Origin of the sequence: Marivita sp. (assembly GCF_051251565.1) — a bacterium.
GTDB lineage: Bacteria > Pseudomonadota > Alphaproteobacteria > Rhodobacterales > Rhodobacteraceae > Marivita.
The window spans coordinates 169946-193141 of the sequence record NZ_JBPOFB010000006.1; the positions used below are offsets into that span (position 1 = coordinate 169946).

General features: G+C 58.6%; 23 protein-coding genes and 1 riboswitch. Of the genes, 16 read left to right on the top strand and 7 right to left on the bottom strand.

Annotated features, from left to right (window positions below; translation table 11 throughout):
• Window positions 1-30: 30 nt before the first annotated feature.
• Window positions 31-1512, bottom strand: coding sequence for a UbiA family prenyltransferase (locus ACSHXH_RS10680; RefSeq protein WP_435671776.1), 1482 nt, complete (start codon window positions 1510-1512; stop codon window positions 31-33).
• 147 nt (window positions 1513-1659) lie between these two features.
• On the opposite strand from ACSHXH_RS10680, the gene ACSHXH_RS10685 reads away from it, so the two are divergent.
• Entirely contained in the window at window positions 1660-3375 is a 1716-nt protein-coding gene (locus ACSHXH_RS10685; RefSeq protein WP_435671777.1) for a hypothetical protein, read from the top strand.
• 12 nt (window positions 3376-3387) lie between these two features.
• Here the strand turns inward: ACSHXH_RS10685 and irrA are convergent, their stop codons facing one another.
• A complete protein-coding gene (irrA, locus tag ACSHXH_RS10690; protein WP_435671778.1) occupies window positions 3388-3804 on the bottom strand; it encodes an iron response transcriptional regulator IrrA in 417 nt (138 codons plus the stop codon).
• 173 nt (window positions 3805-3977) lie between these two features.
• Between irrA and fabA the strand changes: the two genes are divergently transcribed.
• The gene (gene fabA / locus ACSHXH_RS10695) at window positions 3978-4487 is read left to right on the top strand and encodes a bifunctional 3-hydroxydecanoyl-ACP dehydratase/trans-2-decenoyl-ACP isomerase (RefSeq protein WP_435671779.1); all 510 of its coding nucleotides are present in this window, start codon (window positions 3978-3980) and stop codon (window positions 4485-4487) included.
• A gap of 21 nt (window positions 4488-4508) precedes the next feature.
• Here fabA and ACSHXH_RS10700 read toward each other — a convergent pair whose 3' ends face one another.
• Window positions 4509-5171 (bottom strand): dimethylsulfonioproprionate lyase family protein, encoded by a 663-nt coding sequence (locus tag ACSHXH_RS10700; protein WP_435671780.1) that lies wholly within the window; start codon window positions 5169-5171, stop codon window positions 4509-4511.
• A gap of 251 nt (window positions 5172-5422) precedes the next feature.
• On the opposite strand from ACSHXH_RS10700, the gene ACSHXH_RS10705 reads away from it, so the two are divergent.
• Both ACSHXH_RS10705 and ACSHXH_RS10710 read left to right on the top strand, forming a co-directional pair.
• Complete coding sequence (locus ACSHXH_RS10705; protein WP_435671781.1) at window positions 5423-6652, top strand: beta-ketoacyl synthase N-terminal-like domain-containing protein; 1230 nt, start codon at window positions 5423-5425, stop codon at window positions 6650-6652.
• Window positions 6653-6654: 2 nt separating this feature from the next.
• The gene (locus tag ACSHXH_RS10710) at window positions 6655-7446 is read left to right on the top strand and encodes an enoyl-ACP reductase FabI (RefSeq protein ID WP_435671782.1); all 792 of its coding nucleotides are present in this window, start codon (window positions 6655-6657) and stop codon (window positions 7444-7446) included.
• Window positions 7447-7502: 56 nt separating this feature from the next.
• On the opposite strand, the gene ACSHXH_RS10715 is transcribed toward ACSHXH_RS10710, so the two are convergent.
• Window positions 7503-8369, bottom strand: coding sequence for a hypothetical protein (locus ACSHXH_RS10715; protein ID WP_435671783.1), 867 nt, complete (start codon window positions 8367-8369; stop codon window positions 7503-7505).
• A gap of 113 nt (window positions 8370-8482) precedes the next feature.
• On the opposite strand from ACSHXH_RS10715, the gene miaB reads away from it, so the two are divergent.
• The 12 genes from miaB (at window position 8483) to rpsA (ending at window position 20091) form a co-directional block, all read left to right on the top strand.
• Window positions 8483-9805, top strand: coding sequence for a tRNA (N6-isopentenyl adenosine(37)-C2)-methylthiotransferase MiaB (gene miaB, locus ACSHXH_RS10720; protein ID WP_435671784.1), 1323 nt, complete (start codon window positions 8483-8485; stop codon window positions 9803-9805).
• 122 nt (window positions 9806-9927) lie between these two features.
• On the top strand, window positions 9928-10458 hold the full coding sequence (locus ACSHXH_RS10725) for an OmpA family protein (RefSeq protein ID WP_435671785.1): 531 nt from the start codon (window positions 9928-9930) through the stop codon (window positions 10456-10458).
• Window positions 10459-10469: 11 nt separating this feature from the next.
• The gene (locus tag ACSHXH_RS10730; protein WP_435671786.1) at window positions 10470-10772 is read left to right on the top strand and encodes a hypothetical protein; all 303 of its coding nucleotides are present in this window, start codon (window positions 10470-10472) and stop codon (window positions 10770-10772) included.
• 75 nt (window positions 10773-10847) lie between these two features.
• Window positions 10848-11825 (top strand): PhoH family protein, encoded by a 978-nt coding sequence (locus ACSHXH_RS10735; RefSeq protein ID WP_435671787.1) that lies wholly within the window; start codon window positions 10848-10850, stop codon window positions 11823-11825.
• A 61-nt stretch (window positions 11826-11886) separates the two neighbouring features.
• Entirely contained in the window at window positions 11887-12396 is a 510-nt protein-coding gene (gene ybeY / locus ACSHXH_RS10740) for an rRNA maturation RNase YbeY (protein WP_435671788.1), read from the top strand.
• 35 nt (window positions 12397-12431) lie between these two features.
• The gene (locus tag ACSHXH_RS10745) at window positions 12432-13367 is read left to right on the top strand and encodes a hemolysin family protein (RefSeq protein ID WP_435671789.1); all 936 of its coding nucleotides are present in this window, start codon (window positions 12432-12434) and stop codon (window positions 13365-13367) included.
• A 4-nt stretch (window positions 13368-13371) separates the two neighbouring features.
• The gene (lnt, locus tag ACSHXH_RS10750; protein ID WP_435671790.1) at window positions 13372-14859 is read left to right on the top strand and encodes an apolipoprotein N-acyltransferase; all 1488 of its coding nucleotides are present in this window, start codon (window positions 13372-13374) and stop codon (window positions 14857-14859) included.
• A gap of 12 nt (window positions 14860-14871) precedes the next feature.
• Window positions 14872-14919, top strand: a riboswitch (SAM-SAH riboswitch).
• A gap of 3 nt (window positions 14920-14922) precedes the next feature.
• A complete protein-coding gene (metK, locus tag ACSHXH_RS10755) occupies window positions 14923-16104 on the top strand; it encodes a methionine adenosyltransferase (protein ID WP_435671791.1) in 1182 nt (393 codons plus the stop codon).
• 92 nt (window positions 16105-16196) lie between these two features.
• Window positions 16197-16736, top strand: a complete 540-nt coding sequence (locus ACSHXH_RS10760; RefSeq protein ID WP_435671792.1) for a histidine phosphatase family protein — start codon at window positions 16197-16199, stop codon at window positions 16734-16736.
• A 61-nt stretch (window positions 16737-16797) separates the two neighbouring features.
• Window positions 16798-17514 carry a tRNA (guanine(46)-N(7))-methyltransferase TrmB gene (trmB, locus tag ACSHXH_RS10765; protein WP_435671793.1) on the top strand — a complete coding sequence of 239 codons (717 nt, stop codon included), beginning with the start codon at window positions 16798-16800 and terminating at the stop codon, window positions 17512-17514.
• Window positions 17511-18128: a (d)CMP kinase gene (locus ACSHXH_RS10770; protein WP_435671794.1), complete on the top strand. Its 618-nt coding sequence runs from the start codon at window positions 17511-17513 to the stop codon at window positions 18126-18128. Before trmB ends, ACSHXH_RS10770 begins: the two co-directional genes overlap by 4 nt.
• A gap of 253 nt (window positions 18129-18381) precedes the next feature.
• Complete coding sequence (gene rpsA / locus ACSHXH_RS10775) at window positions 18382-20091, top strand: 30S ribosomal protein S1 (RefSeq protein WP_435671795.1); 1710 nt, start codon at window positions 18382-18384, stop codon at window positions 20089-20091.
• A 177-nt stretch (window positions 20092-20268) separates the two neighbouring features.
• Here the strand turns inward: rpsA and ACSHXH_RS10780 are convergent, their stop codons facing one another.
• From ACSHXH_RS10780 to ACSHXH_RS10790, 3 genes are all read right to left on the bottom strand, one after another.
• Window positions 20269-21108: a 3-keto-5-aminohexanoate cleavage protein gene (locus tag ACSHXH_RS10780; RefSeq protein ID WP_435671796.1), complete on the bottom strand. Its 840-nt coding sequence runs from the start codon at window positions 21106-21108 to the stop codon at window positions 20269-20271.
• Between the two features lie 69 nt (window positions 21109-21177).
• A complete protein-coding gene (locus ACSHXH_RS10785; RefSeq protein WP_435671797.1) occupies window positions 21178-22020 on the bottom strand; it encodes a sugar phosphate isomerase/epimerase family protein in 843 nt (280 codons plus the stop codon).
• Window positions 22017-23144: a fatty acid desaturase gene (locus ACSHXH_RS10790; protein WP_435671798.1), complete on the bottom strand. Its 1128-nt coding sequence runs from the start codon at window positions 23142-23144 to the stop codon at window positions 22017-22019. The genes ACSHXH_RS10785 and ACSHXH_RS10790 overlap by 4 nt, the downstream gene beginning before the upstream one ends.
• Window positions 23145-23196 lie beyond the last annotated feature (52 nt).

The following is a 23196-nucleotide window of genomic DNA, read 5'->3' on the forward strand; positions in this document are numbered from 1 at the left end:
TTGCAAATATGAGAGCAAACGCACCCCAGGTCATGAGACGCCCCAATGAATTGGCAGGATGCGCGCGGTGATGATGATAAGCAGGATGGTCACAACGCAGATACGGCTGATCTGGTCTTTCAGCGCGAAAACCACGGGGTCATCGCCGATTTTACCCCGGCTCGCCCAAGTCCAACTGCGATAGGTCCAGAACATCATGATCGGTACGATCAGCCAAAGCATATAGGGCGTGGCGTAGGCGACATTGACGGAGGTCGAGTTCACGTATTGCGCCAGTGTCAGGATCGACAATGCCCCGTTGGCGATCCCGAAGGTCATGACTAGTTGAAGCTCGGACGCGTAATAATTGCGCGACGGCAAGCGTTCATCTTCTTTCGTTGGGTTCAACCCGTCAAGCTCAATATAGCGTTTCATGTAGGCGAGGCTTAGGAAGAAAAAGAGCGAATAGCTCAGCAACCAAGGACTTGGCATGAGCAGCGTTGCCGCCGACCCTGCCAGAATCCGCACAGTGTAGAGCAATGACAGTGCCACAACATCAATCGTAGAAAACCGTTTGAGGCAGAACGTATAGGCCGTGGTCAGGATCGCGTAGCCGGTCAGCACCAGCCCGAACAGGACGTTTACAAAGAGGAACGAAATCAGGATTGCCCCACCAAGCAACGCACTGGCCGCGACGATGCCAAGCCTGATCGACAGTTGGCCTGCCGCAAACGGGCGCTTGTGCTTCGTGGCATGTTTGCGGTCAGCCTGAATGTCGGCCATGTCGTTGATCAGGTAAACGCCCGATGCGCAAAGGCTGAAACAGACAAAGGCCATCAGCCCGGCCAGCATGACCTCAAGATAGACATATTCATGCGCAAACAGCACCGGTACGAACACAAGAACGTTCTTGGCCCATTGATGCGGGCGCATCGCCTTCATCAACGCACCCAAGGTAGACACGTCTTTTTCAACATGCAGGGACACGGAACCCGGCTCTGACGCCATGTGCCGACGGGCCCCACCGCTGGGTGCGACGAAGCCGGATTTTTGTGCGGCTTTCCATATGGGGATATCCGCAGTGCTGTCCCCAAGATATTCAAACGGGCCTTGGGCTATCGCCTCAATCGCCTTGAGCTTGGCCTCTCCCTTGAGGTTGCGCCCCGGTTCGGTGCCGATCACATCGTCAAACAGGCCCAGATGGTCGGCGACCGCGCGCGCGACGGTGATATCGGCGGCCGTGGCAAGAATAACGCGCCGTCCCTCAGTACGGGCTGTGCGGATATAATCGAGCACTTCTGCCCTGTAGGGCAGCGTTGTGACATCCGGGGCGGCAGAGATCGCAAGTGCGCGTTTGATCCCGGCCAGCCCACCGGAAAAATAGGCACGAATGGCGGCAAGCAAGGCTTTTTGATCCCGCGCCACATGGGCAAGTGATTCTTCCGCGATATCCCCGGCAATAAGCGTCCCGTCCAGATCAACAAAAAGATCCAACGCGTTTGTTTGTGAAGGCTGGGAAACGATCTTTGACATGGCCGTCATTGTACCCACGTTTCGCAACAAAACAGCGAAAAATGTTGAAAATTCAGGGTAAACTGCTTTTTGTGCAGCGCGACTGCTATTTTACGATCACTCATCACGGGTTTTGGCAACTGCTCATCTAGGGACACCTAAACGCTAATGGTTAATTCCGACAAAAAAGCGGCAAATTTTGTGATTTGCTTGGGCTTGTTCGCGGTGGCCGTGTTTTTTCGCGCAGCCGGGGCCGATTTCGGGTTCTTCAATGGCGACGAACGCGTCAACGATTCCGCGCGGTTTCTGACCGGGCAATTGATCCCAACGCAGCATTTTTACCCACCGTTTTTCAATTATGTGAATGGCGTGGCTTTTGCTGGTTTGTTTGTGATTGGTTTGTTGACGGATATGTGGTCGGGCGTAGAGGAATTTCGGCAGGTCTATTTCGACGATCCAACCCCGTTTTACGTCACGGCGCGGTATGTCACAGCCGTGATTGGCGCGATAAGCGCGCCGTTGTTCTTTTCCTTTGCGCGCCGTGTTGGGCTGACAAACGGATATGCCTTGGCCGTGGGCAGCTTTGCCGCGCTGTTTCCGCTGGCCGTGTTCATGGCGCATATTGCCAAAGGCGACACCGGGCTTGCGGTGGCGTGTGTTGCTGTTGTCTGGGCGTTTCTCATGCGGATTGATGCCGTTCATATCCGCCGTTGGGATTTGATCATCGGGGTGACCGTTGCCCTGGCTTTTGGATTCAAGCAATCCGCCCTGCTGGTTTTGGCACCACTGGCGATTGGCATGATCGTTATCCTGGCCCGCCGCGAAGGATTTGGAACCGCGATAAAATCCTTTTCCCGATCCGTTTTGGTTTTGCTGATCCTGTGGCCGATTATGAATGTCGGGATATTGCTGGATATCGAAGGGTTTTTGGCCTTTCAGAAAATTCAGGCCGTGATGTCGGTGCGCGAAGATGATCCGTTTGGCATTGGCCTGCCTGTGACTTTCGGGATTTTCGGCGATGCCGTAACGGGTCTCAACCCGGTATTGTTTGCACTGGCGGCGATTGTCCCGGTCTGGCTTTTGGCCAAGACGTGCCAGTTGGATAAGCGCGACGCGTTGCTGGCGATCTGGGTCACCAATCTTGTGTCGATCGTTACCATTTCGCTGGTTGTGGGCACCCGTCAGCCGGAACATCTCTTCCTGCCGAACCTTTACATCATGCTGCTTCTGGCGGCGCTGGTTCTGATGGACATGGTCCGCGCCTATGTGGGGGTGCCGCGGGCGATCATCGTCGCTGCGGCCGTGGCCGGGTTTGGGATCATGGGGGCAGGGACTGCCAATGTGGTGCAGCAGGCGCGCGCCACACCCATTGCCGTTGAACTGGCGGCCTATCTTGCAGACACCTATCCCGGTGCCAAAGTGCAAACCGGGCTTGCCTTGCCTGTGCCGCAGACCCAAGCTGCACAGCAGATGGAAATTGACCGCCTCGACCGCTTGGGCGCAAAATACAACATCGAGATGCCTGAAATCGCGCAAGAGCGTATCCTGACCGATGACGCCGAGAATGCGATCTACTGGGTCAATACCCCTTTCGCCATGTCAGGCCTCGAAGCCGATGAAACCCGAAACGAGGATTTCCCGGTGCAGCCGCACGCGTGGCCGATCCAGCCGGATGAATGGGTGCTTGACGGGTGGGTGGCCGAAGATTTCGATATCTTCATCGCCAATAATTTCAGTTTTCTCAGACAGGACAGCAGGTCGAGCTTTATTCGTACCTTTTACGATGACCTGCTCAACCGATGCGACCGGGTAAGGGATTACCAGGCGCGCAAGCCGTTGTTCCTGGAATTCGATATTACGGTGTTTGACTGTTCGGCGCTGTGACGCACGGATCGGTCAGGTCCGGCGCAGTTTGATCACGACATTGACACTGGAAATCTCGGCGCCTTCGGGCGGTCGGGGAAGGCGTGCAATTTCAAGCTCGTCCGCAGGCGCATCGGTCAAACGGCCTTCGTCTTCCCAATAAAAATGCGGGTGATCATGGGTGTTCGTGTCGAAATAGCTGCGCGCACCATCAACCGTCACTTCCTGCATGAGGCCAGCGTCGCAAAAGGCGCGCAGCGTGTTGTAGACAGTGGCAAGCGACACTTGTTCGCCAATGTCTTGAACGGCGGCGAACAGGCTTTCCGCAGTCACATGACGGTTCTTGCCGTCCCCAACTAAAAGCGACGCAAGGGCAACGCGTTGCCGCGTCGGACGCACACCGCCCTTGGATAGCCATTCGGTTCCGCGTTCGATTGTTGGTGACAACATGCCAAATATGCTCCTGCTCTCAAACTTATATAGTGTGCGAACCACTCGCAGTTCAAATAAATTTCTTGCAACATCTTGTCTCAGGTGTCCTGGGCGGGTGGGCTTGCAGGGTGAACGTGCAGGGTGATAGAGGGGTTGGGATTTCGCCAATCCTTCCGGGAGCCTTGTCCAATATGACCGAATATCCACGCAGCTTTGACCGCGACGACCTTTTGAAATGCGCCCGCGGAGAGCTGTTTGGCCCGGGCAACGCACAGCTTCCCGAACCGCCAATGCTGATGATGGACCGGATCACTGATATTTCCGGCGATGGTGGGGTACACGGAAAAGGCCATGTGGTGGCCGAGTTCGACATCACTCCCGACCTGTGGTTCTTTAACTGCCACTTTCCGGGAAACCCGATCATGCCTGGCTGTCTTGGCCTTGATGGCCTGTGGCAGTTGACGGGCTTCAACCTTGGCTGGCGCGGCTGGCAGGGGCGGGGCTATGCGCTTGGCGTGGGAGAAGTGAAGCTGACCGGCATGGTGCGCCCGGATCGCAAGAAGCTGACCTACAAGGTCGATTTTACCAAGGCCATCCAGACCCGCCGCCTGACGATGGGTGTCGCTGACGGCATCGTCGAAGCGGACGGTGACGTGATCTATCAGGTCAAGGACATGAAAGTGGCCCTGTCGGAAAGCTAAGCCTTTTGACTGGCCCGCGCGCTATTTCTTTGGCGCACGTGAAAACACCATTTTCTGGTTCGCCAACTTTTCGCGCATGCCTGTCCACGCATAACACAACAGTGCAGGGTTTTGCTCTGCAACCGTGATGCGGTGGCGCTGTTCGGGTGGATTGAAGATCAACGATCCGGGTGCATAAACGCCTTGGTCATTCTCTGACACCGCACCCGACAGGCAGATATAGCTTTCCGAAATCCCGTCATGCGCATGCGCCGGATAGGTGCAGCCTGGGGCAAACAACACCAGTCCAAGGATCACCTCGTCGGTGATCACAGGGCCGGTGGGACCAACCAGTTCGGCATAGGCGTATTTCCGTTCCAGGCCGCGCGGCACTTTTTCATAGCCGTATTGCCAGACGAAATGGTGCTGCACGCTTTCGATCGCCCGGATAAAGGGCGCATGGCGTTCCATCCGCCCATTGTCCAACGCGCGCCGCCAATGCGCGGTCACGGGTTTTGACACCGCGGTGTGTTCCGTCACGACCGCGTTCGATTTGATAACACGGCTTATTCCTTCGCGGACGGTTTTTTGGTGGCTGCGGATTTTGGCGCTGCCCCCCGCCGAGAGGCGGCGGTAAAGCTCGTAGTAGTCCCGCAGCAGATATAGCCAGTCTGGACGGTCTTGAAGGCGCGGCTGGTCTGTCATGTCGGTCCCCGAAGTCGTAATTGCGAATCTTGGCCCTGTGTCCTGATTTCATCCAACGGGCACAAGAGCGCGCACCGCAAGACAGCCTGCGTTTCAGGTGTTTGCCAAAAAACAATTGCCGCCGTGTCCGATCATAGTCGGGATGCACAATATATGAACGGAAACCCGCCAAGGGCACCGCCGTTCCATTCTGCTTGCTCCTACCCCCCACCTTCCCCTACACACGCCTGCAACAATTGTAAGGAGCCGTGATGCGCCGTGTTGTCGTGACAGGATTGGGGATTGTTTCATCCATTGGGAACAATACCGACGAAGTGGCCGCGAGCCTGAAGGCAGGCCGCTCTGGGATCACCGCAAATGCCGATATGGCGGAACATGGGTTCCGGTCGCAGGTGGCCGGGGCGATTGACCTGGACGTGTCCCAACATGTGGACAAGCGCACACTGCGCTTTATGGGTCCCGGTGCCGCTTATGCCCATATTGCGATGGGCCAGGCGATTGCCGATGCTGGCCTGACGCCGGAAGATGTGGTGAACCCGATGACCGGCCTGATTGCCGGGTCCGGTGGCCCGTCCACCAGTGCTATGCTGGTGGCGCATCAGTCCGTGCTGAGCACAGGTGCCACCAAACGGATCGGTCCGTTTGCCGTGCCCAAGACCATGTCCTCGACAGTAAGCGCGAATCTTGCGACCGCCTACCAGATCAAGGGCATGAACTTCTCGATCACCTCTGCATGTTCCACGTCGCTGCATTGCATCGGCATGGCGGCGCAGCAGGTGGCGCTTGGAACGCAGGACGTGATGTTCGCAGGCGGCGGTGAAGAGCTGGACTGGACATTGTCCTGCCTCTTCGACGCCATGGGCGCGATGTCGTCCAAGTACAACGACACACCCGAGAAAGCTTCGCGTGCCTTTGATGCGGGCCGCGACGGGTTCGTGATTTCCGGCGGCGGTGCGATCGTTGTTCTTGAATCGCTGGACCGCGCATTGGCGCGCGGGGCCACGATCTATGCCGAAGTCACCGGCTTTTCCGCCACATCCGATGGCGCCGATATGGTTGCGCCCTCGGGCGAAGGTGGCGAACGCGCGATGCGCGGTGCGCTGCGGACGCTGCCGGAAGGGCGCAAGGTCAGCTATATCAATGCGCATGGCACTTCGACCCCGGTCGGCGATGTTGGCGAGATCGAAGCGGTCCGCCGCGTGTTCGGCGAAGGCAGCACACCGCCTGTCAGCTCGACCAAATCGATGACGGGTCACAGCCAAGGGGCCACCGGCGCACAAGAGGCGATCTATTGCCTGCTCGCGCTGCGCGACGATTTCATCATCCCGTCGATCAACGTCGACACGCTCGATCCCGCGCTCAAGCCCGAAGAAATCGCAACCAAGCTGGTGGAAAACGCCGGGCTGGATACAGTCATGACCAATTCATTCGGGTTTGGCGGCACCAACGGCTCAATGCTTTTGTCGAAATACACAGGGTGAATATGTCAGGACAAATGCAGGGCAAACGTGGCCTGATCATGGGCGTCGCCAACGAACGCTCCATCGCGTGGGGCATTGCCAAGGCGATGGCCGAAGCCGGGGCCGAGCTTGCCTTTACCTACCAAGGTGAGGCCTTTGGCAAACGGCTTGAACCCTTGGCCGCAAGTGTCGGGTCGGATTTCATGGTCGATGTGGACGTGACCGATGACGCGTCGCTTGATGAAGCGTTCGACAAATTGGGCGCGCGCTGGCCGACGATTGATTTCGTGGTCCATGCAATTGCGTTTTCGGACAAATCGGAATTGCAGGGGCGCATACTCAATACAAGCCGTGCCAATTTCAAGAACTCGCTCGATATCTCGGCCTACAGCTTTATCGATGTGGCACGCCGCGCGCATCCGCTGATGGTGGAAAACGGCGGCACTCTGCTGACGCTGACCTATATGGGGTCGACCCGTGTAACACCCAGCTACAACGTGATGGGTGTGGCCAAGGCCGCGCTTGAGGCGTCTGTGCGCTATCTGGCCAATGATCTGGGCCCCGAAGGTATCCGCGTGAACGCGATCAGCCCCGGACCGATGAAAACGCTGGCCGGTGCCGCGATCGGGGGGGCGCGCAAGACGTATAAACACACTGACCAGAACGCGCCCTTGCGCTCTAACGCGACGCTTGAGGCGGTCGGTGGCACAGCGGTCTATCTGGCCTCTGATGCCGGGGCCTTCACCACGGGCGAAATCATCCGTGTCGATGGCGGGTTCCACGTGCTTGGTATGCCGCAAGGCGAATACCTGTAACCGGCGGTTTGGCGGGCGCAGGGGGAACCCAACTGCACCCGACTTTTAACAAAGCGTCAGAACCACTGACCGGATTCCATCAGGCCCAGATCCAGCAATTGGCGGGAATGCCATTCGAACGGAACCGAGTTGTGCCAGCGGAACGTGCTGATTTCAAACGCCGATCCCGGATTGCGTTTGAGCGCCTTTGCGGTGCGGAACGTGACCACCGCTGCTGTCATGTTGTTGTGCCACGGGCAAGCATAAGTGTTGTATTCTTCATCATTGAACGTGTGATCCGGGCGAAGCTCCAGCCCCGGTTTGGCACAGAACAGGGCGATCCGGTCAATCTTGCGCCGTTCTGGCGGCACATGTTCTTCGTAGCGCCAACGCAACCCGCCAAAGAAATCCAGTTGCCGTTCCTTCGGGTGGTTCGTCTCGGGGTCGGGGCGGCCCAACGCATAATATCCGGATCGGTCGATATAGGCATCCTCGATGCTGACCGCATTGGCATTGGCATTCAGATCGCCTGCATACAGGTCGATTGCGTAACACAGCATAGCATCGCGTCGTTCTTCGGTGTGAAAGGCCAGAAATTCCCCGATGGTGCGTGTCTCGCAGAAGGGAAAGAACAGGTATTCGGCGTTGTAGCAGACATAGATCCACACGCCGAGGGCCTTGGCGGTGATCATATTGACGATGTCTTCGCGGTTGCCGTCCCGCACGATATTGGCATCGACGCGGATCACGCGGTCTTCGATATCCGGCGCAATGTCAAAATCGGGCATCATGAAGACGATCACCGATGTGAATCCAAGTTGAAGATTGTGCCGCAAGGTCGTGTCGATCTCGACATCGTCTTCGGCAAAGACAAGCGCAATGGGCCCCTTGGCCAAACTGGCCGGGCTGCGCGTGATGAAATCGTTCAGGCCTGTATACCGCATAATCGAACCTCTTACGGGTTTATCCCCAGACTCAATGAAAAAACCGTGCATTGCAAGATGGGGGTGACATGCGGTATCGCCACGCCCTGAACCTTGCCGCGGAGGATAGGCCCATGTCCGAACCGAAGAAGCTCTATATCAAGACCTATGGCTGTCAGATGAATGTCTATGACAGCGAACGCATGGCCGAAGCGTTGGGCGGTCAGGGCTATGTCGAAACGCTGACCCCCGATGACGCCGATATGATCCTGCTCAACACTTGTCATATCCGTGAAAAAGCGGCGGAAAAGATCTATTCCGAACTTGGGCGCTACAAGGGGTTGAAGGCGGCAAAGCCTGATCTCAAGATTGGTGTGGCCGGGTGCGTGGCGCAGGCCGAGGGCCAAGAAATCATGCGCCGTCAGCCAATGGTTGATCTGGTCGTTGGTCCCCAAAGCTATCACCGCCTGCCCGAGCTTGAGGCCAAGACGCGCAACGGAGAAAAGGCGCTCGACACCGATTTTCCCGAAGAGGACAAGTTCGAGGTTCTCAAGAACCGCCCCAAATCCAAGCGTGGTCCAACGGCGTTTCTTACTGTGCAGGAAGGCTGCGACAAGTTCTGCGCGTTCTGCGTCGTTCCCTATACGCGCGGGACCGAAGTCAGCCGTCCTGCCGACCGCGTTCTGACCGAGGCGCGCGATCTGGTCGCGCGTGGCGTGCGCGACATCACTCTCTTGGGCCAGAACGTCAACGCGTATCATGGCGCAGGCGAGGGCGGTGATTGGTCGCTTGCCCGGCTGATCTGGGCGCTGAACGATATCGACGGGCTACAGCGCATTCGCTTTACCACCAGCCACCCCAACGACATGACCGATGAGCTGATCGAGGCGCATGGCACCTGTCCCAAGCTGATGCCCTACCTGCACTTGCCGGTGCAGTCCGGCTCTGACCGCATCCTCAAGCGGATGAATCGTCAGCATACGGCGGAAAGCTATCTGGCGATTATCGACAAACTGCGCGCTGTCAGGCCCGATTTGCTGCTGTCTGGTGATTTTATCGTGGGCTTCCCCGAAGAGACGGAGGAAGATTTCCAAGCAACCTTGGATATCGTCCGTGCGTCGAACTATGGCTATGCCTACAGCTTTAAATACTCCACCCGTCCCGGCACCCCCGCAGCAGAGCGCGATCAGCTGCCCGAGGAGGTCAAAGATGAGCGTCTGCAGCGGTTGCAAGCGCTGATTGCCAAACAGCAAAAGGCACTTCAGGACGCGATGATCGGCAAAGAGGTTGGTGTTCTGTTCGAAAAGCCGGGCCGCGATCCGGGCCAGATGGTGGGCAAATCCGATCACCTGCATGCGGTCCATGTCAAGGCGGAGGGCCTTCAGCCGGGTGATCTGCGCCGCGTTCGGATTGTTGGATCGGGGCGCAATTCCCTAGAAGGCGTGCTGGCTGAATAACGCATAATCTTGGGGATAACCGCGATATGTAGCGGTTGCCTCTTTCCTGAACTGCTTTGTTTGGTAGTATAGGCATGAATCAGGTGCACATTTCGCACAGCTATACGACAGGAGATGCGGGAATGATTGGGCGGTTGTCCGCATTGGTACTGAGTATCGCACTCGCCGTGCCGCATCTTGCGTCGGCACAGCAAGGTGAACTGTATATCCCAGGCATCTGGATTGATCCGGACGGCTGTGAACACTGGGTCATGGACGATGGTGTTGAGGGCTTCATGAGCCCGCATCTGCGCCGCAACGGAACGCCGGTGTGCCATCAGGTCAGCCGATGTGCGATTGTGCCAACCGATCAGATGTTCTCTACCGGCAGCGCCGCGATCACGGCTGGCGGCGTCAACGGACTGCGCAACTTCTTTGCTTCCAATCCGTCAAATGGCTTCGTCATCGAAGGCCACACGGACAGCCGCGCATCCGAGCCCTACAACATGTCGCTGAGCGAACGCCGCGCCCGTGCCGTGGCGCAGGTCGCCCAACAAGCCGGTGCGCGCATCTATTCGGTGCGGGGATTCGGCGAAAGCCGCCCCATCGCCAGCAACGCTTCGGCATCAGGTATGGCCAAGAACCGCCGGGTGGAAATTCTATGCCTGCGCTGAGGGGGATATACATGGGCCGTGCCGCCATTGTTATGTGCGCGTGCGTCGCGCTTGCCGGGTGCGAAAGCGCCAGCGCCGACAAAAGCTTTGACCGGGGTTTTGACAAAAAGCCGCTCAGCGAACTTCAGGCCGGTATCTGGATTGATCCGAACGGATGTGATCACTGGATCATTGATGATGGTGTCGAAGGGTATCTTTCGCCACGCCTTGATCCGCGCGGAAAGCCGGTCTGTTCTGGAAACTACAACGAAAGCAGCACGGCGATTGGTGATTTCAAAGGCGGTTCCACATCTTTGATCGGGGATGCGTTGTGACGCAAAGGATCGCCGGTTGCGCTGCGTGACGGAACTTGACACCCTGTTCTTGACACCCTTGCACCGGAGAACCGCGTGACCACAGTCACCTTGTCAGAAGCGCTCATCGAATTCCCAGACAACCGTTTGCTCATCGATCTTTGCGGCGAATATGACCGCAACCTGACCGAGATCGAAACCCGCCTTGGTGTGCAAATCCTGCGGCGTGGCAATCAGCTTGCCATCCACGGGCAACCCGATGCCCAGGCCGAAGCGCGCGATGTTCTCATGTCGCTGTATCAGCGCCTTGAACAGGGGCGCACCGTCAGCCCGGGCGATATTGACCGCGAATTTCGCGTATCTCCGCCAGAGGTGACACCGGACGACCAGATGGAGATGTTCGAAGGCGGTCCGGTCGAAATCAAAACGCGCAAGAAACTGGTCGAACCCCGCACCGATGCCCAAAAGGCGTATGTGCGAGCATTGTTTGACAACGAACTGGCTTTTGGCATTGGCCCTGCGGGCACCGGCAAGACCTATATTGCAGTGGCGGTGGGCGTGAACATGTTCATCACCGGACAAGTCGACAAGATCATCCTCAGCCGCCCCGCGGTCGAAGCGGGCGAAAAGCTTGGCTACCTGCCCGGCGATATGAAAGACAAGGTCGATCCCTACATGCAGCCGCTCTATGATGCGCTGAACGATTTTTTGCCCGGCAAACAGCTTGCCAAAATGATGGAAGAAAAGGTGATCGAGATTGCGCCGCTGGCCTTCATGCGTGGCCGCACGCTCAGCAATGCATTCGTAGTTCTGGACGAGGCGCAGAACGCCACCTCGATGCAGATGAAGATGTTTCTGACCCGTCTCGGCGAAGGATCGCGCATGGTGATCACCGGCGACCGCACTCAAATCGACTTGCCGCGCGGTGTGGCCTCGGGGCTGTCGGACGCGGAGCGTCTGTTGAAAACCATCCCCCGGATCAGCTTTAATTATTTCACGTCCAAAGACGTGGTGCGCCATCCGCTGGTTGCGGCGATCATCGAAGCCTACGAAAAAGACGCGGAAAAGCCCTGATCTTTTTCGTGTTCCATGGCCTTCTGAGGGCGTGGGGGCTGGCTTCCAAAAAGGCATATTCGTGACTGCACTGATTGACATTGTGATCGAAGATCCCCGCTGGGAAGCGGTGGGGCTTGAGGCACTGGCCGAACGCGCAGCAGTTACCGCATTGGAATATCTGGGCTTTCCTGCTCAGGGGTACGAGGTCGCACTGCTTGCCTGCGATGATGCGCGCATTGCTGACCTCAATGCTGAATTCCGCGAAAAGCCGACACCGACAAACGTGCTCAGCTGGCCCGCCTCGGATCTTGCCGCAGAACAGGACGGCGGCACGCCGATCGCTCCGCCGCCACCTGATCCGATGATGAGAGAAAGCCTTGGCGACATTGCCATCGCCTATGACACCTGCCTGCATGAGGCCGAAACAGGCGGCAAACCGCTGACTGATCATGTGACGCATTTGATCGTTCACGGGGTGTTACATCTTTTGGGCTATGATCACATTCGTGGCCGGGATGCCACGCTGATGGAAGGGTTAGAGACCGGGATACTTGGCAAAATGGGTATTGCGGACCCATATAGGGAATAGTACGGGCCAAAAGGCCTCCACCGGAACTGGAAAAAATGGGCGATAACGACGACTCGTCTAACGCGGCGCATAGCGCGCGTGAGATGACTGAAAATGAACCAAACCGTGGATTTTTGACACGTTTGCGTAACTTGTTTGGCGGGACGAAAAACGCCGCGCGGCATGCGCCTGCGCCGGATATGTCCCGCTCAATCGCCCCCATCCATGGCATGATGAACCTGCGTCGCATGCGGGTCGAAGACGTGGCGGTGCCGCGTGCGGACATCGTGTCGGTCCCTGACAGCATCACCAAGGCAGAATTGGTCACCGTGTTCCGCGAAAGCGGCCTGACCCGGTTGCCGGTTTATTCCGGCACGCTGGATACGCCTGTCGGAATGGCACACCTCAAGGACTTGGCGCTCAAGCATGGGTTCAATGGCAAAAGCAGCGATTTTGATCTGAAACAGATGCTGCGGCCTTTGTTGTTCGTGCCGCCCTCCATGCCCATCGGTGTGCTATTGGCCAAGATGCAGACGGAACGCCGGCACATGGCGCTTGTCATTGACGAATATGGTGGCGTTGACGGTCTGGTGACCATCGAGGACTTGATTGAACAGGTTATCGGTGAGATCGAAGATGAACACGACCTCGAAGAAGGTCACAATTTCTCGCGCGAAAAGCCGGGGGTTTACATGGCGTTTGCCCGCACACCGCTGGAAGAATTCGAAGCTGAGATCGGGCTGAACCTCACTGATCACGACGATATTGATGGCGAAGAGATCGACACGCTGGGCGGGTTGGTGTTCATGCTGGCTGGTCATGTCCCTGCACGGGGCGAAGTGGTTCCACATCCCGAAGGCCCGGAATTCGAAGTGATTGATGCCGATCCACGCCGGATCAAGCGGATGCGCGTCCGTCTAAGTGCGACTACCAAAACGGACCCCCCAAGACCGCGCGAGGCTGCTGAACCCGCCACCGCGACCTCTGTCTGATCGCATGTGGCTGATCCGCCGGTTTGGGGCCTTGTGCCTTGGCGCGGGTTTCGCGCTGGGGCAGGCCGCTTTTGATCTGTGGTGGATCGCCGTTCCCGCCTTGGTCGCTTTGTTCGTCCTGACCCGGTGGGATGGGACAGCGAAATCCGCAGGGTGGACAGGCTGGTTGTTTGGAGTGGGCTATTTCGCCCTGTCCATGCACTGGATCCTCGAACCGTTTCAGGTGGATGCCGTCGCAACGGGCTGGATGGCACCGTTTGCCTTGGCGGGTCTCGCCGGGGGGCTGTCTCTTTTGTGGGCGATGGCGTTCTGGATTGGGCGACGTATCAGCCCCCACGCCTATGCGATTGCCGTTAGCTGGGCCGCGATTGAGCTGGCCCGCGCCTATATTTTCACAGGCTTCCCGTGGGGTCTTGTCGGCTACGTCTGGGCACCGACACCAGTGGTGTACTGGCATGCGGTGATTGGGCCACATGGCCTGACCCTTGCCACCACAGGGCTCGCTGCTCTGCTGGGCAATGGGTTGGCACAGCGGTCCGTGCCCAAGCTTGCTGGGGGTGGGATCGCACTGGCGCTGATATGGGGCGTCGGTCTGGGCCTGACGCCCAAAGCGCAAGATCTGACCGACCGACCCATTGTGCGCCTGATCCAGCCCAACGCGCCGCAGCATCAAAAATGGGACCGCGATTTCATCCCGATCTTTTTCAACCGTCAGGTGGATTTTACCGCGCAACTGCCCAAACCCGATCTGATTGTCTGGCCGGAAACCGCCGTTCCCAACCTGCTCGACATGGCAGGCCCCGCGTTCGAGGTGATCGCAGATGCCGCCGCAGGTACCCCGGTGGTGTTGGGCATTCAGCGCGAAGAACAGGGGCGGTATTACAATTCGCTCGTCACGTTGGACCAAACGGGCCAACTGTCTGATCTGTATGACAAGCACCACCTTGTGCCGTTTGGCGAATACATGCCAGCAGCCTCGCTGTTTGCGCGGTTCAACATCCTTGGCCTCGCCGCGCGAGCCGATGCCGGGTATTCGCCGGGGCCGGGGCCTGCGCTGATTGATCTGGGTGTGTTCGGTCAGGCCTTGCCGCTGATCTGCTATGAGGCGGTGTTTCCCCAGGACGTGAACGGCGCACCCATGCGCCCGGACGTGTTGCTTCAGATCACCAATGATGCGTGGTTTGGCACCAACGCCGGGCCGCAACAGCATTTCGCACAAGCCCGTCTGCGCGCCATCGAACAAGGTCTGCCGCTGATCCGGGTGGCCAATACCGGGATTTCGGCTGTGATTGATCCGGCTGGTCGTATCGTCGATGCCCTGCCGTTGGGCCGTGCCGGGTTTCTTGATGTGCCGGTGCCCGCGCCGCAGAGACCCACCCTGTATAGCCGCACGGGCGATTGGCTGGCTTTGCTCGCGGTATTTGTGGCTTTTCTGACTCTGATCGGCGCAGAGCGACGCAATCGCATTGACCCGACTGCGTCACGCGCGTAACCGGAAACCTCATTCCCGTTACAACGGCTTCCTGACGTGACGGCAGATTCCAATGGAGCACTCATGTCCCGACAGAATTATATCTTCACCTCGGAATCCGTGTCCGAGGGCCATCCGGATAAGGTCTGTGACCGTATCTCGGACGCGATCCTTGACGCCTTTCTTTCAGAAGAACCCGAAGCGCGCGTCGCCTGCGAAACCTTTGCCACAACCAATCGTGTGGTGATCGGTGGAGAGGTGGGACTGTCGGATCAGACCCGCCTTGAAACCTACATGGAGCGCATCCCCGACATCGCTCGCGCCTGTATCAAGGATATCGGCTACGAGCAGGACGAGTTTCACCACGCCACCTGCGAGATCACCAACCTGTTGCACCAGCAATCGGCCCATATCGCTCAGGGCGTGAACGCCAGCAGCGATAAGGACGAAGGGGCAGGCGATCAGGGCATCATGTTCGGCTATGCCACCAACGAGACTGACGCGCTCATGCCCGCGCCGATTCAGTACAGCCATGCGATCCTGCGTCGCTTGGCAGAGGTGCGCAAATCTGGTCAGGAGCCCTTGCTGCGCCCGGATGCGAAATCGCAAATCTCGGTGCGGTATGAGAACGGCAAACCGATGGGCGTCAGTTCCATCGTGCTGTCGACCCAGCACGCCGATGCAAGCCAAAGCTCTGCCGACATCCGCGCGATTGTTGAGCCGTATATCCTCGAAGTGCTGCCCGAGGGCTGGATTACCGATGCGACGGAATGGTGGGTCAACCCCACTGGCACGTTTGTCATCGGTGGGCCGGACGGCGATGCGGGTCTGACCGGGCGCAAGATCATCGTTGACACCTATGGGGGTGCTGCCCCGCATGGCGGCGGTGCCTTCTCGGGCAAAGACCCGACCAAAGTGGATCGCTCTGCGGCTTATGCGGCGCGTTATCTTGCCAAGAACGTCGTTGCGGCGGGCATGGCAGACCGCTGCACAATCCAGCTCAGCTATGCGATTGGCGTGTCCAAGCCGCTGTCGATCTATGCCGACACCCATGGTACGGGCGAAGTTGAGGCTGCCGCGATTGAGGCGGCGATCCCCAAGGTGATGGATCTCACTCCGCGCGGCATTCGCACCCATCTGGAACTGAACAAGCCGATCTACGAACGCACTGCGGCCTACGGCCATTTCGGTCGTGCGCCCGAAGCGGATGGCGGGTTCAGCTGGGAACGCACCGATCTGGTGGACGCTCTGCGGGCGTCTGTCTGAAACCAACCTGGTCGGGCGATTGCGCCCGGCCTGCCTTCCCTTTTGCGACACAGGCCTATGTCCCTTGATAACACATGGGAAAAGGCGGACAGATGTTCAAAAGGTTGATTTTCCTCATTCTGCTTTGGCCGGGCGCCGCGCTGGCCAATGACTGGGACGCGCTGGACACGCCCGGAGCGTTCGCCATCATGCGCCACGCATTGGCGCCGGGAACAGGCGATCCGGCAACCCTGACCATTGGCGATTGCAGCACGCAGCGCAATCTCGATCAGCGGGGCCGCGATCAGGCCACCCGCATCGGTGCGGCTTTTCGGGATCGGGGTCACAGCTTTGACGTGGTTCTGACAAGCCAATGGTGCCGGTGCCGCGACACGGCCAGTCTTTTGGCGCTTGCCCCGGTGCAAGACGTGCCCGCGTTCAATTCGTTCTTTCAGGATGTCTCGACCCGCGACAGCCAGACGCAAGAGGCGCTGACACTGTTGGCGAACCGCGCGGACCGGCCTTTCATCATCACGCATCAGGTCAACATTCGTGCGCTGACCGGACAGACCACACGATCTGGCGAAGTGCTGGTCGTGCGCTATGCCGGTGACCGGCTTGAGGTGCTGGGGTCGATCCTGATTGATCCGTGATCTCGGCAAAAACGACAGACCTGCGTTGCGAGAGACCGGCGCACTCGCTAAACCGCGCCCCATGACAGACACCAAACACCCATCGGGCGCGCCGTGGCGCAATTTCTATGGCCGGTTCAAGGGCAAGACCCTGCGACCGAACCAAAAGGACTATCTGGAAAGCGACCTTGACGCGCTGAGCCCCGGACCTGTGTCCTGGGAAGACAACCCTGACCGCACGCCGCTTGACCCCAACGCGGTGTTTGACGGCAAACCGCTCTGGCTCGAAATCGGGTTTGGCGGGGGGGAACACCTTGTCCATCAGGCACGCACGTACCCGGATGTCGGGATCATCGGTTGCGAGCCGTTTATCAACGGTGTGGCGATGCTCTTGGGCAAAATCCGCGAAGCGGGTGTGACCAACCTGCGCGTGTTTCCCGGCGATGCCCGCAACATGTTCGATGTGCTGCCTGATGGGTCGGTTGAAAAGGCGTTCCTGCTTTATCCCGACCCGTGGCCCAAGAAACGCCACCACCGGCGGCGCTTTGTGACCCAAGAGCATTTGCAGCCCCTCTATGACGTGTTGGCACCGGGTGCGGAGTTTCGCGTGGCAACGGATATTCCCGATTATGTGCGCCAAACCCTGATCGAAGTTCCGAAAGCCGGGTTTGAATGGCTGGCCGAAGGGCCGGGCGATTGGCGCCATCCGTGGGAGGATTGGTACTCCACCCGCTACGAAATGAAGGCGCTGCGAGAAGGCCGGATGCCGCATTACATGACCTTTCGGAAGCCCGTATGACCGCGCCCTTTACAGTCGCCATCGACGGCCCTGCCGCGGCCGGCAAAGGCACGATCAGCAAGGCGGTCGCCGCACATTTCGGTTTGGCGCATCTGGATACAGGTTTGCTCTACCGGGCGGTTGGTGTGCGGATGTTGCTGGGTGAAGACCCGACAAAAGCCGCGCAAACGCTGGTGGCCCAAGACCTTGAGTCCCCGGATTTGCGAAGTGCCGATGTGGCGCAGGCGGCGTCCAAAGTGGCGGTGATCCCAGATGTGCGGGCGGCCTTGCTCGATTTTCAGCGCGCCTTTGCCCGGCGCGCAGGGGGCGCGGTTCTTGACGGGCGCGACATTGGCACGGTGATCTGCCCGCAGGCCGAGGCAAAGCTGTTTGTCACCGCCAGCCCCGAAGTCCGCGCGCAGCGGCGTCTGGCCGAGCTGAGGGACCGTGGCTTTGAGACGGAGTTCGACACGGTGCTGGCCGATGTCAAAGCCCGCGATGACCGCGACACAAACCGCGCTGATGCGCCTTTGCGCCCTGCTGACGATGCGGTGACGATCGACACCTCGTCGCTGGACATCGACGCGGCGGTTGCGGCGGCAATTGCGGTTGTGGCAGCACGCCGCGCGCTTTAATCGATCAAAACCAGCAGATCCTGTGCTGATCTGTGCCAAAACCAAGTCCGGATGCGTCCCGGTCTTGCGCTGATGCGCACGCTCTGCTATGGCCCGCGCGTCGTTAGAAGGCATCAATGCCGCAAGACAAGTGATCGAGCAGGGGTCGGCAACCACCGGCCCTGTTTGTTTTGTGGACGCCTTGACCAATTCCGTTCGCCACAAGTGCGGGCATCAACCCCAGACCGGCGGAGACAACCGCACGGCCAGTAAAATGATACGTAAAGGAAACAGACGCCACATGGCTATGAACGCATCTATGGAAGAATTCGAAGCGCTTTTGAACGAAAGCCTCGAAATGGACACACCGGACGAAGGGTCCGTTGTAAAGGGCAAGGTCATCGCAATTGAAGCGGGCCAAGCCATCATCGACGTCGGCTACAAGATGGAAGGCCGCGTTGATCTTAAAGAATTTGCAAACCCCGGCGAAGCGCCCGACATTTCTGTCGGCGACGAAGTCGAGGTGTTCCTGCGCTCCGCAGAGAACGCACGCGGCGAAGCGGTTATCTCGCGCGAGATGGCACGCCGTGAAGAAGCATGGGATCGTCTTGAAAAAGCTTATGCAGACGACGCCCGCGTTGAGGGTGCGATCTTCGGTCGTGTCAAAGGCGGCTTCACTGTTGACCTTGGCGGCGCGGTTGCGTTCCTTCCGGGTTCGCAGGTCGATGTGCGCCCCGTGCGCGACGCAGGCCCGCTCATGGGTCTCAAGCAGCCGTTCCAGATTCTCAAGATGGACCGTCGCCGGGGCAACATCGTTGTGTCGCGCCGTGCGATCCTCGAAGAATCCCGCGCCGAACAGCGCGCCGAAGTCATTGGCAACCTCACCGAAGGTCAGGCAGTCGATGGTGTGGTCAAGAACATCACCGAATACGGTGCGTTTGTGGACCTTGGCGGCGTAGACGGCCTTCTGCACGTGACCGATATGGCATGGCGCCGTGTGAACCACCCGTCGGAAATTCTTGCCATCGGCGAGACGGTCAAGGTTCAGGTCATCAAGATCAACAAAGAAACCCACCGCATCAGCCTTGGTATGAAGCAGCTTCAGGAAGATCCGTGGGATCTGGTTGCTGCCAAGTATCCGCTTGAATCCGTGCATATGGGTCGCGTGACCAACATCACCGATTACGGCGCATTTGTTGAGCTGGAGCCGGGCGTTGAAGGTCTTGTTCACGTGTCTGAAATGTCCTGGACCAAGAAGAACGTGCACCCGGGCAAGATCGTGTCGACCTCGCAGGAAGTCGAAGTCATGGTTCTGGAAATCGACGGCGCCAAGCGCCGCGTTTCCCTGGGTCTCAAGCAGACCATGCGTAACCCGTGGGAAGTGTTTGCAGAAACACATCCCGAGGGCACCGAGGTCGAAGGCGAAGTCAAGAACATCACCGAATTCGGTCTGTTTGTTGGCCTCGATGGCGACATCGACGGCATGGTTCACCTGTCCGACCTGTCATGGGACGAACGTGGCGAGGATGCGATCCAGAACTACCGCAAAGGCGACATGGTTCAGGCCGTTGTCACCGAAGTGGATGTCGAGAAAGAGCGTATCTCGCTGTCCGTCAAGGCACTGGGTGGCGACAAGTTCGCTGAAGCCGTCGGCGGCACCAAGCGTGGTTCCGTGATCACGGTTCAAGTGACAGCCATCGAAGAAGGTGGAATCGAAGTGGAATTCGAAGGCATGAAGTCCTTCATCCGCCGCTCCGATCTGTCGCGTGACCGTGGCGACCAGCGCCCAGAGCGTTTCAATGTCGGTGACAAGGTCGATGTCCGCGTGACCAACGTGGACAGCAAGACCCGTCGTCTGGGTCTGTCGATCAAGGCACTGGAAATCGCGGAAGAGAAAGAAGCGGTTCAGCAGTACGGGTCTTCCGACTCTGGCGCATCGCTTGGCGATATCCTTGGCGCAGCGCTCAAGTCCGGCGACGATTGATCGTTTCGATCAGATGTAAAACAGAAACCCCCGCATCACAGGATGCGGGGGTTTCTTTTTGGCAGGTACATGATGCGCCACCGCCCCCCTGTTTCCGTTAACGGAAGCTGGGGGCGCTGCCCCGTCCGCCTATGGCGAACTCCCTAGGGATATTTTTGAACCAGAGACGTCTGGAGATTAAGCTGCGATGTCGCGCAGTCCCAAAACTGCGCGCGCCTCTTGCCATGTGGCGACAGGGCGGTTGTGGCGGTCGCACAGCTCTACGGCCCGTTTGACCAATGCTGCGTTGGATGGGGCCAAAGTGCTGCGATCCAGACGGATATTGTCCTCTAGCCCTGTACGGGCATGACCACCGGCCGCAATGGCCCAATCGTTCAGCACGATCTGGTTCGGCCCGATCCCGGCAGCGCACCACGGGGTTTGTGCACCAAACAGGCGTTTGACGGTGTGGATGTAGAAATCGAACACCTCTTTGTCGGCGGGCATGGCGTTTTTCACACCCATGACAAACTGCACATAAGGGGTGGCCGCAATTTCACCCGCCTTGAACATCGCGGCAGCGCGAAAGATGTGCGACAGGTCAAAGGCTTCGATCTCGGGTTTGACGGCGTAGGTGATCATTTCCGACGCCAGCCACGCGACCAAATCCGGCGGATTTTCGTAGACGCGGGTGGGAAAGTTGTTCGATCCCACCGACAGCGACGCCATATCGGGCCGCAGGGGCAGCATGCCGCCGCGTGTCTTGCCCGCGCCCGAGCGGCCGCCGGTGGAGAATTGAATGATCATGCCGGGGCAGTGTTTCTCAACGCCCTCTTTCAGACGCGCGAAACGGTCCGGGTCAGAGCTCGGGGTTTCGTCATCGTTGCGCACATGAGCATGCAGGATGCTTGCCCCGGCCTCGAACGCGGCGTGTGTGCTTTCGATCTGTTCCGCGACGGTTGTCGGCACGGCAGGGTTGTCGGCTTTGGTCGGAACAGACCCGGTGATGGCAACGCAAATGATGCAGGGGGTGGTCATGGGCGGGGGTGGTCCTGTGCACAAGATTGGCACGCAGTGTGGCACGAAACACACCCGTGTCAAACCGGATCAGTTGTCGCCGCCAAGCTCTTCCCAGATCTCGCGGACCCAACCTTGAATCACCTGCGCCTCATGCCAGCGGTTCGACATCTCGCGCCCCTGTGCGTCGGTCATCGCGTATTCCGGTGGCCCAAGTTCGCAGGTGAAGATGCAGTCGCCCGACGCGTTTCGGCTGCGCCAATCCGCCATGCCTTCGCGCCACCAGCCTTTGAACAGGTTCACCCATTTCTGGTGCTGCGGGAAATCCAGTTGCAGCTGGATTTGCTGGCGGCTCGCCACCCGGCCCTGAAAGCTGTCGGAGCGCTGCAACACCCGGCTGATCAGGCCAAGGTCGGGGTCTGACATCGGATACCAGAATTCGCGGTCCACCACGTAATGCGACAGGTCTGCACAGATCCGCATCTCGGGAATCCGGTCAAGAAGTTGCAGCGTGGTAAACAGATCATTGGTGATGCAATTTCGGTGAGTCTCGAACTGGATCGGCACGCCAATCCGGTCAGACATCGCCATCCATGTTTCAATCACCGGAACCATATCGTCGAGGGCAATCGGCATCACCTGACCGATCACGTCCACAAAAGGTGCGCCGAAATCGGCCGCCATGTGCAGCGTGTCTTCGAGGCTCTCTATCGTTTTCGGGAAAGCCACGATCAGCGGTGTCAGATCGTTGGCCACCATATGCGGGCGGACTGCATGGGCCACGGCCACATCTGACGCACCCAGATCAATCGCCATACCGTCAAAGCCCGCTTCGGCCACCATCTCGCAAATCTGATCATAGGGCAGTTTCACCCCGGTCTGATCATGCGGCTGCATCGCCCAAAGCGAGGTATAGACCTGAAGCCGCCTCACTCGGCAGGCACCCGGCGGGTGCGACCGCCCGAGGTGGGCACGATCCAGACCTCATTCATCGGGTATTGGCTTTCGTCCTTGGCCATCAGTTTGCGGATCACCTCGATCTGGAACTCGATCCAGCCCATGCGGTGCACCTCGCCTGCCGTGTCCTCGATCTTGGCGTTCAGGTCTCGCAGTTTCCAGAACGGCACGGCCGGAAAGGTGTGATGCGCGGTGTGGTAGGGCATCTGCCAGCACAGCCAGCGAAAGACTGCGTTGGTCCGGGTGGAGCGGGTGTTTTCAAGAATGTCGCTTTCGTGGCTCAGGCCCAGATGTTCGATGGTGTTCTGCAATTGGTGCACTGGCTTGGTCAGGACCATCGGCACGATCCAGAAGGTCAGCGCGACCCAGCTTCCGGTGATCAGTGACACCAGCGCGATCAGCGCATACCCGGCAAGATGCAGGCGGCTCTCGCGGATCACCTTTGCTTCTTCCTCAGGGCGGATAAAAGGCTCCACGATCACACCACGGGCGCGTCGCACCACGCCAAATACCCGGTTGCGCCAATAGGTGATACCCGACAGCCAAAGCAGGTAAGTTGTCAGCGTATAGGGCTCGCGCACCAATTCGCCGTCGCGTTCCCAATCCTGCGTGTGCTGGTGATGGGCGAAATGCATGATCTGGTCGTAATCACGCGGAAAGATCTGACCAAACCCGATGATGCGGCCAAACACTTCGTTCAGGGCGCGGGTCTTGAAGACGGTGGCATGGCTGAGTTCATGCTGTGCCGCGTAGAGAAAGTTCAAAAGCACACCCAAAGCAAAACCTGTGACCCAGACCCATCCGGTGCCCATTGCCTGCGCATGCAGATATGCGGCGATCACGATGGCCCCGACATGGCTGGCCATTTGTAGCGCGCCGCGCAGGTCAGAGCGTTCCGTCAGGCTGCGCAATTCTGCGGGGGTCAACAGTTTGCGGCGCGAAAAACTGGCGTCCATCGGTTCCTCCTGATGTCGGTAGACCAAGACTGGCGGGCTTTTGACCAAAAGAAAAGCGTTCCCGCTTGTAGAGGTGCGCAGCTGCACCGCTTTTGACCGGTTTGCACAAATCCGCGCATATCCGTCGAAGTTTTTCTGAACCATTGTGAAACGCGCAACTTGCCCGCACACTGTCGAAAAAAGCATCCAGAGGTGA